Annotated in this window: 17 protein-coding genes; 3 read left to right on the top strand and 14 right to left on the bottom strand. The window is 42.5% G+C overall.

Features of this window, described 5'->3' with window-relative positions; translation table 11 throughout:
• Positions 1–63: 63 nt before the first annotated feature.
• The 10 genes from ABFY09_RS09390 to ABFY09_RS09345 form a co-directional block, all read right to left on the bottom strand.
• A complete protein-coding gene (locus ABFY09_RS09390) occupies positions 64–981 on the bottom strand; it encodes a glyoxylate/hydroxypyruvate reductase A (RefSeq protein WP_347984051.1) in 918 nt (305 codons plus the stop codon).
• A gap of 4 nt (positions 982–985) precedes the next feature.
• Positions 986–1732, bottom strand: a complete 747-nt coding sequence (locus tag ABFY09_RS09385) for a class II aldolase/adducin family protein (RefSeq protein ID WP_347984050.1) — start codon at positions 1730–1732, stop codon at positions 986–988.
• Between the two features lie 375 nt (positions 1733–2107).
• Positions 2108–2866 (bottom strand): twin-arginine translocase subunit TatC, encoded by a 759-nt coding sequence (tatC, locus tag ABFY09_RS09380; protein WP_347984049.1) that lies wholly within the window; start codon positions 2864–2866, stop codon positions 2108–2110.
• Between the two features lie 49 nt (positions 2867–2915).
• Positions 2916–3302 (bottom strand): Sec-independent protein translocase protein TatB, encoded by a 387-nt coding sequence (gene tatB, locus ABFY09_RS09375; RefSeq protein WP_347984048.1) that lies wholly within the window; start codon positions 3300–3302, stop codon positions 2916–2918.
• A 3-nt stretch (positions 3303–3305) separates the two neighbouring features.
• On the bottom strand, positions 3306–3521 hold the full coding sequence (gene tatA, locus ABFY09_RS09370; RefSeq protein ID WP_347984047.1) for a Sec-independent protein translocase subunit TatA: 216 nt from the start codon (positions 3519–3521) through the stop codon (positions 3306–3308).
• Between the two features lie 46 nt (positions 3522–3567).
• Complete coding sequence (locus ABFY09_RS09365) at positions 3568–3900, bottom strand: phosphoribosyl-ATP diphosphatase (protein ID WP_347984046.1); 333 nt, start codon at positions 3898–3900, stop codon at positions 3568–3570.
• Between the two features lie 16 nt (positions 3901–3916).
• Positions 3917–5560: a ubiquinone biosynthesis regulatory protein kinase UbiB gene (ubiB, locus tag ABFY09_RS09360; protein WP_347984045.1), complete on the bottom strand. Its 1644-nt coding sequence runs from the start codon at positions 5558–5560 to the stop codon at positions 3917–3919.
• A 2-nt stretch (positions 5561–5562) separates the two neighbouring features.
• Positions 5563–6318: a bifunctional demethylmenaquinone methyltransferase/2-methoxy-6-polyprenyl-1,4-benzoquinol methylase UbiE gene (gene ubiE, locus ABFY09_RS09355; protein WP_347984044.1), complete on the bottom strand. Its 756-nt coding sequence runs from the start codon at positions 6316–6318 to the stop codon at positions 5563–5565.
• 118 nt (positions 6319–6436) lie between these two features.
• On the bottom strand, positions 6437–7969 hold the full coding sequence (locus ABFY09_RS09350; protein WP_347984043.1) for a GGDEF domain-containing protein: 1533 nt from the start codon (positions 7967–7969) through the stop codon (positions 6437–6439).
• A gap of 13 nt (positions 7970–7982) precedes the next feature.
• Positions 7983–8603: a thiol:disulfide interchange protein DsbA/DsbL gene (locus tag ABFY09_RS09345; RefSeq protein WP_347984042.1), complete on the bottom strand. Its 621-nt coding sequence runs from the start codon at positions 8601–8603 to the stop codon at positions 7983–7985.
• 358 nt (positions 8604–8961) lie between these two features.
• Between ABFY09_RS09345 and yihA the strand changes: the two genes are divergently transcribed.
• Entirely contained in the window at positions 8962–9606 is a 645-nt protein-coding gene (gene yihA, locus ABFY09_RS09340) for a ribosome biogenesis GTP-binding protein YihA/YsxC (RefSeq protein WP_347984110.1), read from the top strand.
• 88 nt (positions 9607–9694) lie between these two features.
• On the opposite strand, the gene gshA is transcribed toward yihA, so the two are convergent.
• The 4 genes from gshA to hisB all read right to left on the bottom strand — a co-directional run bounded on the left by gshA (position 9695) and on the right by hisB (position 13570).
• A complete protein-coding gene (gene gshA, locus ABFY09_RS09335; RefSeq protein ID WP_347984041.1) occupies positions 9695–11287 on the bottom strand; it encodes a glutamate--cysteine ligase in 1593 nt (530 codons plus the stop codon).
• 188 nt (positions 11288–11475) lie between these two features.
• Entirely contained in the window at positions 11476–12249 is a 774-nt protein-coding gene (gene hisF, locus ABFY09_RS09330; RefSeq protein ID WP_347984040.1) for an imidazole glycerol phosphate synthase subunit HisF, read from the bottom strand.
• Positions 12250–12281: 32 nt separating this feature from the next.
• Positions 12282–12944 carry an imidazole glycerol phosphate synthase subunit HisH gene (gene hisH / locus ABFY09_RS09325; protein WP_347984039.1) on the bottom strand — a complete coding sequence of 221 codons (663 nt, stop codon included), beginning with the start codon at positions 12942–12944 and terminating at the stop codon, positions 12282–12284.
• Between the two features lie 32 nt (positions 12945–12976).
• Positions 12977–13570, bottom strand: a complete 594-nt coding sequence (hisB, locus tag ABFY09_RS09320) for an imidazoleglycerol-phosphate dehydratase HisB (RefSeq protein WP_347984038.1) — start codon at positions 13568–13570, stop codon at positions 12977–12979.
• A 237-nt stretch (positions 13571–13807) separates the two neighbouring features.
• On the opposite strand from hisB, the gene ABFY09_RS09315 reads away from it, so the two are divergent.
• Positions 13808–16120 (top strand): AsmA family protein, encoded by a 2313-nt coding sequence (locus ABFY09_RS09315; protein ID WP_347984037.1) that lies wholly within the window; start codon positions 13808–13810, stop codon positions 16118–16120.
• Between the two features lie 37 nt (positions 16121–16157).
• Positions 16158–17210, top strand: coding sequence for an A/G-specific adenine glycosylase (gene mutY / locus ABFY09_RS09310; RefSeq protein WP_347984036.1), 1053 nt, complete (start codon positions 16158–16160; stop codon positions 17208–17210).
• Positions 17211–17230: the final 20 nt, after the last annotated feature.

The following is a 17230-nucleotide window of genomic DNA, read 5'->3' as shown; positions in this document are numbered from 1 at the left end:
TCCAGATCACAGAGGGTTTGACTAGGTTTGTATAGACGTTTAATTTTTATGTAGAAGCAGCATTTACGTAACAACATTGCTAAGTGCTTCCCCCTTCTCAAAAAGTGTCAGGTTGTGAACAACTTGATCGACGATGGTTTTCATTGAAGAGCATGAAGCGATGTGCGGTGTGATAGTAATGCCTTGCGTTTCCCACAATAAATCATTCGCCGGTAAAGGCTCTTGGTCGAACACATCCAAAAGCGCGCCTTTCAAATGGCCTTGTTGAATGGCATGAATGAGGTCATTACAAATCAGATGTTTGCCTCTACCACAATTAATTAAATAAGCTTTCGCAGGCATTTTTTGAAAGGTTGGCTGGGATAAAATCCCTTGAGTATGTGAGTTGAGTGGTAATAAATTAACCAATACATCTGCTTTATTGAGGACGGTATTTAATCCTTCTTCACCATAGTAGCAATTGACATTAATGAGTTCTTTTGGGCTTTTAGACCAGCCATTCACCGTATAACCAAACTGCGCTAGTTTCGTCGCCACATAGCGGCCGATTTCTCCTAAGCCCAGTAAGCTAATTCGAGTTTCTGATGCAGGACGTTGGGTATAAGTTTGCCATTGCTTTTTGTCTTGGTGTTGGCGGTACTGCTCAAAATCCCGTTGATAGTTCAATATTCCCCATAAAACATATTCCAACATGCCGTGTTTTTGGGCAGGATCAACAATGCGACATACAGGTAACCCAGATGTAAGCAGCTTTTTGCCTAAATGATCTATTCCTGCTGATAGTGCGTGCAGCACTTTGATGTTTGGAAAGTCCTCTAATAATGAGTCAGGAGGGCACCAACAAGCCGCTAATTCAGCACGCTCTGAGCCATTATCATCAGGCAGACAGACAGGAATTTCAGGGTATGACGCCTGAAATTCGTCTTTAACAGCTTGAGCGAAATCCATGTCATTCGATGCTAATAAGATAGGCGTCGTCATAGGATCAATCCTTATAAGACGGATCAATTCGATCTAGCTTTCTAAGCCACGCTTGCCAGACAAAATGTCGTTCGTGGTCGACACCTTTAAATTGAGAATTCACATGTTTAGCAAGCTTTTCTGGAATAGGAGAAACAGGGGTTAAACTTGCCATTTGAGCCGTGGCCAATTGAATTTCACAGGCTTTATTTAAGTAATACATAATTTGGAAGGCATCGGCGACAGTTTCACCGACAGTAAGCAGTCCGTGATGGCGTAGAACTAAACCAATATTATTCCCAAGCGATTTTTGAATTCGCTGGCGCTCTTCAAGATTCCAAGCCACACCTTCGTAATCATGATAGCCAAGGTTGTTATAAAACTCGGTATTGATCTGGTTCAGCATTAACAGTCCATCATCACAGGCTGCTAGAGCCATGCCCGGTACCGTATGGGTATGCATAACACAATGAGCGTCTTCGCGGGCAGTGTGAACCGCACTGTGAATAGTAAAGCCTGCAAGATTGTAATCTGAATCACCTTCCAAAATGTTACCGTTCACATCAATGATGATTAAATCGCTTGCTTTCACTTCATCAAACATTAAGCCGAAGGGGTTGATTAAAAAGCGTGGTGTATCGTCTATATCGGGTAAACGAACTGAGAAATGCGTATAGATAGTGTCTTCCCAACCTAACATGGCAGCCAGTCGGTAAGCGGCGGCTAAATCACGACGTAAAATAGCTTCTTTTTGTGCGTATTCATCATGCATTATTTGGCCCCTGTAAAATGAATTAGATAGGAATTCCGATTTTTAAATATACCTGATATATCAGCTTAGGCTATATCCTATTCTATGGGGGAGTCGTGGAAACCCTGTGATACAGAGTCGACTTATTGTTGCACGCTGACGACATTTCTACGGTTAAATTGCTATCAACTAAGTTAAGTAATACATCATTTTCTTATTAAGCTAGCAGAATCTTATCTGAACCATTTAGACGTTATTTTTCATGATGTTGTAGCGAATGGGGAAGGGTTTAATGACTGTATTTATTGCTTTAAATGAACATCTTATGCCATAAAAAATGTCCCAAAAATGGGAGCATTTTTTATGATTTAGTGTGAATTTTGACGTTGTAGCAGACTATAGATTTTCTTCGTTGTTTTTTTCATCACTTTCAACGGCTTTTACCGTTCTTCCCGCAAGCAGGCCTAACTCAAATAGCATCCACATAGGAATGGCTAATAAAGTCTGAGAAAAAATATCGGGCGGGGTGATGAGCATGCCAACAACAAAACATCCAAGGAATATATAAGGGCGCTTTTTCGATAGAGTCGCTACGGTAGTAACGCCTGCTTTAACTAACAAATAGGTTGCAACTGGAATTTCAAACGTCACACCAAAAGCAAAGAAAAGCTTTAAGACGAAGTTTAGGTAGTTGTTAATGTCTGTCATTACCGTTACTTCACCTGGTCCAACCGTGGTGAAAAAACCAAAGATCAACGGCAATACCACGTAATAAGCGAACAAGACGCCAGCATAAAACAGAAAGATACTCGAAATAAGTAAAGGAATCGCTATGCGTTTTTCATTCTTATACAAGGCTGGCGCGATAAAAGACCATGCTTGGAATAATGAATAAGGCACAGATAACAAAACAGCAACGGCAAAGGTTAGCTTGAGAGGCGCCAGAAATGGTGAAGCCACTTCGGTTGCGATCAAAGAGCTGCCAGCAGGAAGTAACAAGCGTAATGGCTCAGAAACAAGCAAATACAGCTCGTTGGCAAAAGAGTATAAACCTAGAAAAAGAACCAGAATAACCAGAACCGCTTTCAATAAACGATTTCTAAGCTCAATAAGGTGAGAAACTAAAGGGGCTTGGTTAGAAGAACTTGTACTCATAATGCGTTCTATATCCGCAGGTCGTTGGAAAAATCAAAATGGATGCTAATTAACCACGAGGTTGTGTTGGCTCTGATATTGGTTCTTTTTCTGGTGCCGGAGATGTCTCTTTTTTCTCTTCGGCTTTCTCTGGATCGGGAAGGTCTGCAGTTTCTCGCATTGGCTCCTGTGCGTAAGACTCAGGCACAGGCGTAATGGTATTTTGAATGCTTTGGCCTTCTTTGATAATGCGCTGATTTGTTTCTGAAATTTTCTGTTGCAGCTCTTCTTGATCAAGCTGTGCATTAATTTCCCTTTGTACAGAGTTAATGCTGCGACGGATTTTGCGCACCCATAATCCCGCCGTTTTTGCGGCGTGCGGTAAACGTTCAGGGCCAAGAATTAATAAGCCAACAACAGATACAACAACCAGTTCAGAAAAACCAATATCAAACACGGATTATGCGCTCTTGTCGTCTTTTTTTGCTTCAGAATCAATTACTTTGTTCTGAGCTACTTTTTCATCTTCTGGCGAGTCTTTATCAACGGCTTCTTTAAAGCCTTTTACTGCGCCGCCTAAATCAGAGCCTAGATTCTTAAGTTTTTTTGTACCGAATATAAGCACTAAAATGGCCAAAACGATCAACAATTGCCAAATACTGATTCCACCTAACATGCATTTCTCCTGCTTATTAATAAAGTGTGGTCTGTTCTTTCATGGATTAGTTTGTGCGATTGGCTTTTTCTTCCAAACCAGACAAGTTAAACCGGCGTGCTAATTCATCCAATATGGCATCAGGGCCAATATCCAAATGAGATAACATAACGAGAGTATGGAACCAAAGGTCGGCTGTTTCATACACTAAGTCAGACTTATCACCCGAAACCGCTGCATCTTTTGCTGCAATAATGGTTTCAACGCTTTCTTCGCCTACTTTTTCTAGGATTTTATTTAATCCTTTCGCATGTAGGCTTGCTACATAAGAAGAGTCTGCTGCAGCCTTTTTACGTTGTTCTAGAGTTGCCGCTAATTCAGCCAATACATCGCTTTTCATTATAGTCTCTCAAATGTTACGGTTTTAATACAATTAAATATAAGCCAAGTAAAACTAACCCGAAACTGGTTAGGTCGGCGGCTTGTAAATGGGATAGTGAGCTTGGATCTGTGATGCCCCAAGCGCCTCCTAAACTCAATAAACCTAACAGCCTTAATGGTAAACGGGTACGGTTTTTTTTCATTTCAACACCAAGCTGATGAATAGCGTCAGTCTGAGCTTGTATGCGTCCTTCTTGCTGAGATATTTGCGACAAAGCAGAGAAGATCAAGTTTGGAATTTGAGGAAGCTGCCCGGCCCATTGCGGTGCTTGTTTACGGACTTCTTCCATCACGCGTTTAGATCCCATTTGCTCTCGCATCCAGCGTTCTAAGAAGGGTTTCGCTGTTACCCAAAGATCCAAGTCAGGGTAAAGTTGGCGGCCTAATCCTTCAATGTTTAAGAGGGTTTTTTCCAAAAGAACTAGCTGCGGCTGAACTTCCATATTGAATCGACGAGCAGTTTGGAATAGGCCAATTAAGACTTGGCCGAAAGAAATGTCTTTGAGTGGTTTGGCAAACATGGGTTCACAAACACTACGAATAGCCGATTCAAACGCATGAACCGGAGTGCCTTTAGGTACCCAACCACTTTCGATATGTAGCTCTGCTACTAAGCGATAATCTCGTTGGAAAAAAGCCAAAAGATTACGTGCTAAATAGTTTTTATCTTCATCATCTAGACTTCCCATGATGGCGCAATCCAGAGCAATGTACTTCGGTCTTTCAGGGTTGGTTACATCAACAAAAATGTTACCAGGGTGCATGTCTGCATGGAAAAAACTGTGAGAAAAAACCTGAGTGAAGAAGATTTCTACACCGCGTTCAGCCAAACATTTCATATTAACGTTGGCTTTAGTTAGTGCTGGAATATCGGCAACAGGAATACCAGAGATGCGCTCCATTACCATCACATTGCGATGACTATAATCCCAATAAACCTGAGGCACATACAGTAAATCCGAGTCAGTGAAATTACGTTGCAAAAGACCTGTATTTGCTGCTTCTTTGGCTAAATCTAATTCATCAAGAATGGTGTATTCGTAATCTGTAACCACTTCAACAGGGCGTAAACGACGGCCATCTTCGCTTATTTTATTTACTAAATGCGCCAATGTATAAAGCAGTTTGATGTCTTTGCCGATGGTCTTTGCGATGTTTGGACGAATGACTTTTACAACAACATCTTCACCAGAATGAAGTTTGGCTGTGTGTACTTGAGCAATAGAAGCGGATGCCAAAGGCTCAACAGAAAACTCAGTAAATAATTCAGATACTGGCGCTTTTAGATCGCGCTCAATGATTCCTTGAGCCACTTTCCCTGAAAACGCAGGGACTTTGTCTTGTAGCTTAGCCAGCTCATCAGCAATGTCGTCATCTAATAAATCCCGACGAGTAGACAAGATTTGTCCGAACTTCACAAAAATAGGGCCGAGCGATTCCAGTGCTAAGCGCAAGCGTTCGCCTTTGTTTTTACTGGCGTTTTTACGGCCGATAGAGCAAATCACACCTAAAGTGCAGCGTATATACCAAGGTAAGAATGAAAATGGAATAAACACATCAAGGCGAAAGCGAATTACAGTGAAGATAATCCGCAATAGACGAAAAACACTGGTCAACATAATTAGAATTTAAACCCTTTATGCAGCGCCACAATACCGCCAGTTAAGTTTTGGTAGCTTGTGCGCTCGAAGCCAACTTCATCCATCATGCCTTTTAAGGTTTCTTGATCTGGGTGCATTCGGATAGATTCTGCTAAGTAACGATAGCTTTCTGAATCATTGGCAATCAACTTACCCATTGCTGGCAATAAGCGGAAAGAGTATTGGTCATAAATCTGAGACAGAGCCTCTGATTTCGGCTTGGAAAACTCCAAGACCAATAATCTGCCGCCAGGTTTTAATACGCGGTACATAGAAGCCAATGCTTTTGATTTGTCAGTTACGTTTCTGAGACCAAAAGCAATGGTGATGCAGTCGAATGTGTTATCAGGAAAAGGCAGCGCTTCAGCGTTAGCTTGAACGAATTTTACGTTACTAACCACACCTTGGTTGGCCAATTTATCGCGACCTACTTTCAGCATGGAATCGTTAATATCAGCCAGAATTACTTGACCTTCACTGCCAACTAAACGAGAGAACTTTAGGGTTAAGTCGCCGGTTCCGCCTGCAATGTCTAAGACTTGATTGCCTGCGCGAACACCAGATTGGCTAATGGTGTGACGTTTCCAAAGACGATGAACACCACCAGACATAAGATCGTTCATGATGTCGTATTTGGCAGCGACCGAATGAAAGACTTGTGCAACGGCTTGGGCTTTTTCATCCGTGGGGATTTCTTTAAAGCCAAAGTGGGTGGTTTTATTCTGATCGTCTTGCATAAACTACTTCTTTATCCTATATGACGGTATAGAGCAGTGTATAAATAACAACACTGCTTTTATGTGAATAGCTATTGTAACCGTGACAGTGAAGTACGGGTACCGCTTTTTATTGCTTCTATCTTTCTATTAAAACTTTATTTCGGCCTGACTCTTTTGCCAAATAAAGTTGCTTGTCTGCGCGTGAAAATAAAGATTCAGGGTCTTCTTCGGGAGCAAGCTGAGCAACACCGATAGAAACAGAAATGGAAACGGGCTCGCCTTGCATGTTAAAAGGTGTCTTTTCCACGGCTTGGCGAATTGTCTCTGCTCGCTTCATGGCTTGTTCGCTGGTGGTGTTTGGAAACACCAGCACAAACTCTTCCCCGCCATAGCGAAAGAATAAATCCTCTTTTGCTAATACTGTGCGGATTTGTTTTGGGACTAGGCGTAATACTTTGTCACCCGCCAAATGCCCCCAAGTATCATTCACTCGTTTAAAGTGATCTATATCGCACACAGCTAGGCAAAGTGGCTGCTGCTTTTTTTGCATGAGCTTACAAAGCGGCAAAATGGTGTCTTGGTAAGCAGTGCGATTCGGTAAGTCCGTTAAAGAATCTGTCATGGCTTGAGCCAATCTTTCCTGCAAAAGTGAGCGCAAAGAGGTGGTGTCTTTTTCCATCCTTGTAACTTTGTTTTTTAGCATGGTAATGGATTGAGCCGCTTGCTTCTCCTTTTCCAACATACCGGTTCGGTATTCCGTCATAGTGTCAGAAATGGTGGTAAGGCGATCGTTAATTAAGTCTTTTAAGCTGTCTAAGTTGTTTGCGCCTTGAACGGCTTTAGAAGTGTCTTCTACTTGTAGTTGAAGTTTGGTGTTCAAGCCTTCTCGACTTTCAGAAAGTGACTTCTGAGATTGATAACTTGTCACGACTGTCGCGTTAATGCTGGCCAGTTGCTTGTTCAGTTGGCTGAGGTAGTTAGTCAAGTTCTCTTGAGTTTTACCAATAATAATCATGATGAAGTGAATGACTTCATCTAGCAACTCTGGGAGCCTTTGTAAGTTGTCATTCTTAAGCAATGCTTTTTTAAGGAGAGCAACTTCTTCATCGTAATGGCTGGGTAGTTGTAAGTTATTCATTAACCCTGAAAGAGCATGGCTAATTTGCAGCATGAGCTCTCTGTCATTGGCTTGTTGAACCGTTGGTCGCTTTTGATTCAGTAAGCGTTGAAAGAAAGAGCTTTTAGCTTGGCTGGCTTCATCAATAGGAACGTTAAAGGTTTGCTCAGCAAGAGCTTGGAAAGCTTTTAAAAGTTCTGGCCATTTAGAAGGTGAGCTCCAGTGTGAGCGAATCTGTGCTTCTAGCTGTTTTTTTTCATTTTGAGGAACAAGTCGGTTATCTTGTCTTTCAAGTAGGTCGATTAAATCTTGTAGAGAGCTTCTGACTTGTTTTGCTCTATTATGCTGAGCTGCATCAATTTTTATGAGCAGAGGTTCTGCATTACTAAGGGCGCCAAGAATCTCTTCGGTATTGGCGCCCTTGGCAATAATATGGCGAATATGACGGACAACAGGGTCCAGTTCTGGGTCATTTCCCTCAGCCAACATGCTAGTTCTGGAGACTGCTTTCCTTAGTGCTTCGATCAGTTTTTCATTAGATGATTCCGTCATATTGCCTCATTTGTTAATTTTGTCTTTCTTTTTCTATTAAGAAGTTTACGACATTAAAAATGTTTTGGTTACCATTTGCTGTTTGAGCAGACACTAGATATTTACCATTTACTATGATGCCTGGTACGCCACGAGCGCCATAAGCACGGATTTTTGCATCGGCTTGGCTTAAACGGCTGTTCACTGCAAAGGAGTTGAACTGCTTACGGAATTCATCTTCACTAACTCCGTAGTTTTCAAAGAAGTTTGCTAGTGCATCTTCTGAGTTTAGACCGCGACGCTCAACATGAATAGTATTAAAGATATCGGCACGCATTTTTCCTTCAATGCCTAATAAATCAGCAACGTAAAACGCTTTTGCATGAGCTAACCAGTTACGACCAAATACAGCTGGAAGGTATTTAAAATCCACATCATCAGTTAGGCCTTTTTTCCAAGCCTTTACATAAGGTTCAAGGGCGTTGCAATGTGGGCAGCCATACCAAAAAATTTCGGTGACTTCTATTTTACTTGGATCACTTGTGCGAACTGGGGTTTTAATTGTCGTGTAACCATTACCATCACTGTATTCTGCTGCAAAAGCAGAAAGTGACATAAAGAAAGAAAGTACCACGGCTGAGAACAGCTTGATCATGAATTGCTCCTAATAATATAAATAACAGGTATCCGTACATCATGCACAGAATCGCTATAGAATACGATTATCTAATAGTGTGAATGTTCCGTGTTTCCTGCAATTTTACATAAAGTTTACATCAAAAGTTTTTATTTAGCGCTTTTTCTCAAGATTAATATGAGCTGCTAACTCATTGCCTTTGCTAAATAAACTTTCTGCAATCTATTTGTAAGGCTTTCACGAGCAGTTATTAGGGACTTATTCTTTACTCGCTTAAGGTTTAGCGTGGTAAAAAATCCTATTTACTGGCATTATAGACAGTTAATGAATGAAACCAAATAACCGCTTACTCCAATCTATTGACGAATATCAACTTATGACACCTTTTGACTCTATCTTTCAGTCTGCACACTTTATTAAAAGTGCCGAAAAACTTTCACAATGCCCTCTAGATCAAGGTGTCGAAGTTGCTTTCGCTGGCCGTTCTAATGCCGGAAAATCTACCGCGTTAAATACGCTCACCAACCAAAAAAAATTGGCTCGTACTTCAAAAACCCCTGGTCGAACCCAATTGATTAATTGTTTTGGCTTGAACCTTGAAGACCGTCGTTTGATTGACTTACCAGGTTATGGTTTTGCTAAAGTACCGATTGAAATGAAAAAAGTGTGGCAAGCCCACATGCAAGATTATTTGATGAATCGTCGTTCATTAGCAGGCGTTATTTTGGTTATGGATATTCGTCACCCACTAAAAGAGTTTGATGAAATGATGTTAGATTGGGCGAAATCCAATCGTATGAAAGTTCATGTGTTGTTGACTAAGTCCGACAAGATAAAGCGTGGCCCAGCAAAATCAACTATGCTGTCCGTGCAAAAAAACATTAAAGCGCAAGGCATTGATGGTTCTGTTCAAACTTTTTCGTCACTAAACGGCGACGGTGTGGACGACCTTCGTATCAAATTAGCAGAGTGGCTAGTATTCGATAATTTAGAACAAATTCCTGTCTCGCCTAACGCTTAATTACTGAAAATATAGACATAAAAAAGCGCCTTCAATGAGGCGCTTTTTTATTGAAACAAAGAGCGGAATATTACGCTATTTGGTTTGTTTATTGAGGCTGTAAGTAATCCGCTAAAAAGGTATCGAAATCCACAGTATCAGCGTCTTCAATGGCTTTTTGATCGATTAGCGACTGAGCTGCTTTTTCTGTAAACTCCGCAATGATCTCGTCTGGAAGTGGGCGAGACATCCAATCCGCTTGCTGTGCTTTTGAAACCCCTAGCATCGCATTTTGAAAACCTTGTTCCGTTTTGCACTGATCCAATAATTTTGCAGAAGGCAGTTGAGACTCATCTTTCAGTTTCTCTATTTGCATCTCAATGGCTTGCGTATAAGCAGGATTACCTGTTTTAGCCGATAAGAAAGAAGCTACTTCTGATAATTCGCTCAAAAGGTTTTCTGCTTTGTTTCGAAGTTTTACAGGGCCTTGGCCAAAATCGAAGTCCTGATCCAATTCGCGACCGTGAGACGCAATTTCTTGTTGAACTTTACGTAACTGATCGCATTCTGGACTGTCGAGACGCTCGTCTCCACGTAACATGCAATACAATAAAAACACATCAATAAAGTACAAGGTGGAAGATTGCATACCAATGGATGACGTTGGGTCTAAATCCATGATGCGTACCTCAATGTATTCTACGCCGCGTGCTTGTAAGGCCGCACTTGGGTGTTCGCCCGGTTGAGTCACTCGCTTCGGACGAATATCGCTGTAATACTCATTTTCAATTTGTAATAGGTTACTGTTGAGCTGGCGGTATTTTCCATCCACCTTTACACCTATGTCTTGGTAACGCTGATACGGTGTTTGAAGTGCTTTTTTGACAGTTTGGATGTAAGTATCAACTTCGTTATAACAAACAAATAGATCTGCTTGAGCTTTGTTTTGATAACCCAGATCGCTCATACGAAGGGAGGTGGATTTTTCGCCAAACCAAGTTTGCTTTTCCAGTGTGGTTAAACTGTCTGGCTTCTTAGACAAAAAGCTTTCATCTATGGCAGGCGAAGCCCCGAACAATAACGATAACATCCACGAGCTGCGACGGAAGTTACGAATAAGGGCGAAGTAACTATTGGATTGAAAAGCCTGTTTCTGTTCTGTGTTTAACTGCTTCTGTCCTTTATAGCTTTCAAGGAATTGCCAAAAGTCTTTATCGAAAGAAAAGTTATAATGCATGCCCGCAATACATTGCATGATGCGACCATAACGATTCGATAAGCCTTCACGATAAATGCGTTTTAATTGACCTGTATTGGACTCTCCATAATCGGCAATGGGAACATCTTCGTTACCATTCAGATAACAAGGCATACTGGCTGGCCACAAACATTCGTCTTGTTTGTAGAGCTCATGATTCACTAAATTATGGATGTCTTCTAACTCTTTTACGACGCCTTCAACAGTCGGATGAACTTGGGTAATAAATTCCATCAAGGATTCAGAGTAATCCGTTGTGATTGAGCTATGAGTGAGTGGTGAGCCTAACGTTTTAGGGTGACTAAGGTGGGAAATGCGACCGTCAGATCGGCTCACTCTCAACGCTTCTCGCTCAACGCCTCGGTGAAAGGTTAATGCAGACGAAGACGAATCTCGCTGGTAATGCTCTGTTAACGCTTGTAACGCATGAGTTAAAGTAGTCAAAAAGAGTCATCCTTCTGTTGGATAAGGCAAAGTATAATTAGACAGGATTGTACTCGGCAGAGCTTAATAACAGCAAGTGAGAGAATGCGTATGCACAAAATATGCAGAGTTCCACAGTGACTTGTAGGTCGTTATTTGTGGTGATGTATTTCTTTTTGCCTCAAAAAAAACGACCTACATTATTTGGATCATAAGCGCATTTCTATACCGGCATCTGCCATCCGTTGTTTCGCTTCTTGGACACTATATTCCCCAAAATGAAAAATACTGGCCGCTAATACCGCATCGGCTTTGCCTTTGGTCACACCTTCAACAAGGTGATCCAAATTACCAACGCCACCAGACGCAATCACTGGCACATGAACGGCTTCGCTGATAGCGGAGGTGACACCAAGGTCGAAACCGTTCTTCGTACCGTCACGATCCATACTGGTTAAAAGAATTTCACCAGCACCGTACTCGACCATTTTCTTCGCCCATTCAACGGCGTCTAAACCGGTTGGTTTACGACCGCCGTGAGTGAAAATTTCCCATTTGTCGGTTTCACCTTCTGCGCTGACTTTCTTCGCATCAATGGCAACAACAATACATTGTGAACCAAAACGTTCTGCGGCTTCACGGACGAATTCAGGGTTAAAGACGGCGGCTGTGTTAATGCCTACTTTGTCGGCACCAGCGTTTAGCATGCGACGAATGTCGTCACAGGTACGAATACCGCCGCCAACGGTTAAAGGGATAAACACTTGGCTAGCAATGGCTTCGACCATGTGAACTGTTGTAGCTCTGTCATCAGAGCTTGCGGTGATATCAAGAAAAGTAATTTCGTCTGCGCCTTGCTCGTCATAGCGTTTGGCTACTTCAACAGGGTCGCCAGCGTCACGAATGTCGACAAATTGAACGCCTTTTACAACGCGTCCGTTGTCTACATCAAGACAAGGAATAATTCGTTTTGCTAAGCCCATAATGACTCCAAATATCGGTTGTTGTGCGCGCTTTAAGGCTTGCCATCCCAGTGGATGAAGTTCTTGTAAAGCTGAAGGCCGTCTTTGTGGCTTTTTTCTGGGTGAAATTGCACCGCAAAAACATTACCCCGAGCCAAGGCGACGCAAAAATCTAAGCCATAATCACAGGTGCCAGCGACTTCTTTTTTGTGTTCTGGCACAACGTAAAAGCTGTGAACAAAATAGAAACGTGCATTGTCTGGAATGCCTTTCCAAAGAGGGTGTTTGATGGTTTGTTTGACCTGATTCCACCCCATGTGAGGCACTTTTAATTTACTGCCGTCATGGTCTTTGTGTTGTTCGCCAAAGAAAAGCGCGTTGCCTTGGAAATGATTCAAACATTCTACGCCATTGCTTTCTTCACTGTGTGACATCAATGATTGGATGCCGACACAAATTGCCAAGAAAGGTTTTTCGGCCATGGCTTTACGGATGCTTGGTACTAAACCTGTTTTATGCATTTCACCGATACAGTCGCGAATCGCGCCCACACCAGGAAGTAACACGCGGTCTGCCGCATCAATAACAGCAGGATCGCTTGTCACGGTAACAGTCGTATTGCCATCAGCGACGTGTTCAAGTGCTTTGGCAACCGAATGCAGATTACCCATGCCATAGTCGACGACTGCAACGGTGGATTTTTTAACTTCGCTCATAGTTATTCGCTTCACTTAATTGTTTGAGAGTGCTACAGACAACCTTTAGTGGAAGGCATTTGCCCTGCCATGCGTTCGTCTACTTCTAATGCCATGCGTAAAGCACGACCAAATGCTTTGAAGATAGTCTCCGCTTGGTGGTGTGTGTTTTTACCACGAAGATTGTCTAAGTGAAGCGTTGTCTTTGAGTGATTGATGAAACCGTGGAAAAACTCAGAGAATAAATCCACGTCAAAGCCGCCAACAGAACCACGAGTGAAAGGCACGTGCATTTCTAGTCCTGGGCGACCTGAAAAGTCGATTACTACGCGAGACAAAGATTCGTCTAAAGGAACATATGCGTGCCCGTAACGCTTGATGCCTTTTTTGTCGCCAACGGCTTGATCAAAGGCTTGACCCAATGTAATACCCAAATCTTCCACAGTGTGATGAGCGTCAATGTGAAGATCGCCAACCGCATGAATGTCTAGGTCAATTAAACCATGGCGAGCCACTTGCTCTAGCATATGGTCAAGGAAAGGCACGCCAGTAAAACAGTTGAATTTACCTGTACCATCTAAGTTAATTGATACCTTGATCTGAGTTTCAAGCGTATTTCGCTCTACGCTAGCAATGCGATCGGACATTGATTGGTTTCTCCACAGTGGTTGCGACGTTAAAAGATCGTCACTTTTATGACATAAGTTCCCCATTATAGAACGTGGGCTCTCAGGCTTCTATGCTTTGACCGAGTGTTTTTTAATGAGTTGTTTCTATTGGATCGATAATCACCCTCTTCGGGTGTTATGATATGTCCATCTATTTGCTGTTTTCCTCGCTCAAGAGAAGAGTTTGCAGGGCAATGTTTTTATAAGGAGTTTTACATGGTTTGGCTTAAGCGTTTATCCATTTTGATCGGTGGCCTATTGGTTCTTGTGACACTGTTATTGGCGTCAGTGATTTTATTTGTCAATCCAAATAATTTTAAAGACGAACTGAAAACTGTAGCCCTAGAAAAAGCGAATGTTAATCTACGTTTGGATGGCGACATCAGTTGGTCGTTTTTTCCTTGGCTGGGACTTGAGTTGGAAGACATTGGTGTCGCGTTAGGCTCGGATGCGGAAATTCTACAGTTCGACCGTGCTGAGTTTGGTTTAGCCATCAAACCTTTGTTTCAGCAAAAAATTGAAGTGAACAAGGTCAACCTTGTGAACTTAAAAGCTAGCTTAAATAAAGACAAGAACGGTCAAGGTAACTGGGAACTCGATATTCCAGAAAGCAGCACTGAAACGGCTCAAACAACATCTGAAGACGGGGCGACAAGCCTTGCAACGATCGTGGGAGGTGATGCTACCGAAGCGAAATCTTTTATTATTCCTGAAATACAACTGGACGAATTACGCATTGAAAATGCGCAGCTTCAATATCGAGATGAACAAACGAATCAATTAGTTAACGCAACGTTAAATGTACAAATCAACGATGTTCGGTGGGACAAAGCTTGGCCAATGGCGATGGATGTGGCATTGACGCAAAGTGATCTACAGGGCAATTCTCCAATCAAGGCAAACGTACAATTAAGCGCCAACTTATCTGTTTTCCCGGAGCGTGAAGCCTTTTCTGTAGATGCTTTGGCCTTGTCGGCAAAAATGGAAAGTGATTTATTACCAGCCAGCCCGTTAGAAGCCAAGCTAAATGCCATTCGAATTGATTTTGACTTGCCGCAGGAAAACGTCCTATTAGAGGGCATGACGTTAAGTACTTTGGGTGTCAATGTAGATGCTAAGTTAGAAGCCTATCAAGTATTAAGCGACCCACAATTTACGGCGAGTTTTTCTGTAGGAGAGTTCAATCCGAGAGACGTCATATCGGCTCTCAATGTTGAATTGCCTGAAATGTCTGACGATACCGCTCTTACCAGCGCACAACTGAATATGTCGGTAGAAGGAAGCTTAGATAGCCTAGTTGTGAAACCTATGTCCCTTCAATTGGACGAAACAAAAATAGAAGCCAATGCTGCACTAGACTTATCTCCACTATATTGGGATTTACGTATTGCTGGCGCGAATTTAGACCTTGATCGTTATTTGCCAGCACCTGTTGAAGAGGAAAGTGAAGAGGCGCCAGCAAATACAGAACAAGCGATTGAAAGCGAAGCAAGTGATTTGATTCCTGTTGAGCTTATTCGCCAATTAAATGGCCATGTAGGTTTTGTGTTTGACGATCTGACCGTGAAGAAGCTAAAAGTCGACCGAATTGAATTGGATTCTACTCAATCGAATGGCATTGTAAAAGTAGTCCCATTGGAGGCTTTGTTATATGAAGGGACTTTTTCAACAACGGCGAACCTTAATGTTCAGGGCAGTACGCCGGTCATTACGCTTGTGCCCTCGATTGATGCTATTCAAATTCAGCCATTGTTAATTGACTTCATGGATATGGATAAAGTTGCGGGTGCGACCTATTTAAACGGTGATCTTATGATGCAAGGGAACCGTATTGATGACCTGATGGCATCATTGCAAGGCGATTTATTGGTTGAGATTAAAGACGGAGCACTAATTGGAACCAATCTGACCAAGTCCGTTTGTGAAGGCATTGCTTCTGTTCGAAAAGACGTGCTAGATGGTTCGAAATTTGGTGAAGATACACCTTTTGAAGCCATGACTTTTCCTGCTCATATCGTGAATGGCCAAGTGTCTACGCCTGGTCTGAAAATTCGCTCAGTGGGCATAGAAGTGACAGGTGACGGTGTTATTTCTTTAACGGACTCTTCTTTAAACTACCAAACTAACGTAGGTTTCCCTGGCAGTACTTTGGATGATGCTTGCCAGGTGAATGAGAAAGTTGCGGAATTGACCTTTCCTATTATCTGTCGAGGGCAATTCAGTGATGACCCAGCTAGCTTATGTCGCCCGGATCTAAAAGGTTTTGGTAATTTGTTCTTGGATCTGGCGTCGGCTGAATTGAAGTTAAAAGCAGAGGAAGAGAAAGCCAAGTTAAAAGCTGAATTGGAAGCCAAAGTGGCTGCCGAGAAAGCAAGACTTGAAGCAGAAAAAGCTAAGTTGAAGGCTGAGCTGGAAGCAAAGGTAGCCACAGAGAAAGCGCGTTTTAAAGCTGAACTAGAAGCCAAGAAAGAAGCGGAAGAAGAGGCTCTGAAAGAAAAGTTGAAAAATAAACTAAAAGACCTGTTTTAATTATTCAGAATCAGCAGGTGGTAAATGCGAGACATACATGCAGCCAGTAGAGAATTTTGCGCCCCGTGTTTTAGCATGGTTTGACGAACATGGGCGTAAGAGCTTGCCTTGGCAAGAGAACAAAACCCCTTATCGAGTATGGATCTCTGAAATCATGTTGCAGCAAACACAAGTGACGACAGTGATCCCGTATTACCACAAGTTCATGACATCGTTTCCCTGTGCCGAAGCGTTAGCCAATGCAGAGCAAGATGACGTGTTGGCTCACTGGAGCGGACTGGGTTATTACGCCAGAGCCAGAAACATGCACAAAGCGGCAAAAATGTTGGTGGACGAATTTGACTGCGAATTTCCTCAAACCGTAGAAGGTGTGTGTGAATTGCCTGGGATAGGGCGCTCTACGGCAGCTGCTATTTTGTCTATCTCTCGAGGTGTTCAAGCTGCCATCTTGGACGGTAATGTGAAGCGAGTATTAGGTCGTTTTCATGCTGTACCGACTTGGCCGGGTGAGAAAAAAACCGAAAGCGCACTTTGGGATTTAGCGGAATATTATATGCCAAGTGAGCGTTGTGGTGATTATACTCAAGCCATAATGGATTTGGGCGCGACACTTTGTACTCGTTCAAAACCTCAGTGTTTGATTTGTCCATTAGAAAGCGATTGCCAAGCTCGTCGTACACCAGACCCAACTCAATTCCCTATTCGAAAACCGAAAAAAGCCGCCAAACCAGAGAAGAGTATTCAGCTTTTGGTGTTGGTGAATCCTCAAGGTCAGTTGTTATTAGAAAAACGCCCGCAAACTGGTATTTGGGGAGGGTTATGGAGTTTACCTGAGCTGGCCTCGGATGATTCCATTGTGATGCATGTTGAACAAAGATTTGCTACGCAGGTACAAACTGTCACACCCTTGTCATCTTTTCGACATACTTTTAGTCACTACCATTTGGATATCTCTCCAAGCTATATCGCAATCGATGCTCTTAGTGTTGTGATGGAAGTTGAGAAATATCAATGGTTTGGTCCGCAAGATGCTTTGACGCTCGGCTTGCCAGCCCCTGTTCGGAGTATCTTAGAAAGTATCAACTCATAAACTAAATGAATCGCGTGAGC

Origin of the sequence: Marinomonas sp. 5E14-1 (assembly GCF_039939215.1) — a bacterium.
Lineage (GTDB): Bacteria > Pseudomonadota > Gammaproteobacteria > Pseudomonadales > Marinomonadaceae > Marinomonas.
Note: the sequence above shows the minus strand (reverse complement) of the source record. Positions and strands in the feature narration are given on the sequence as shown.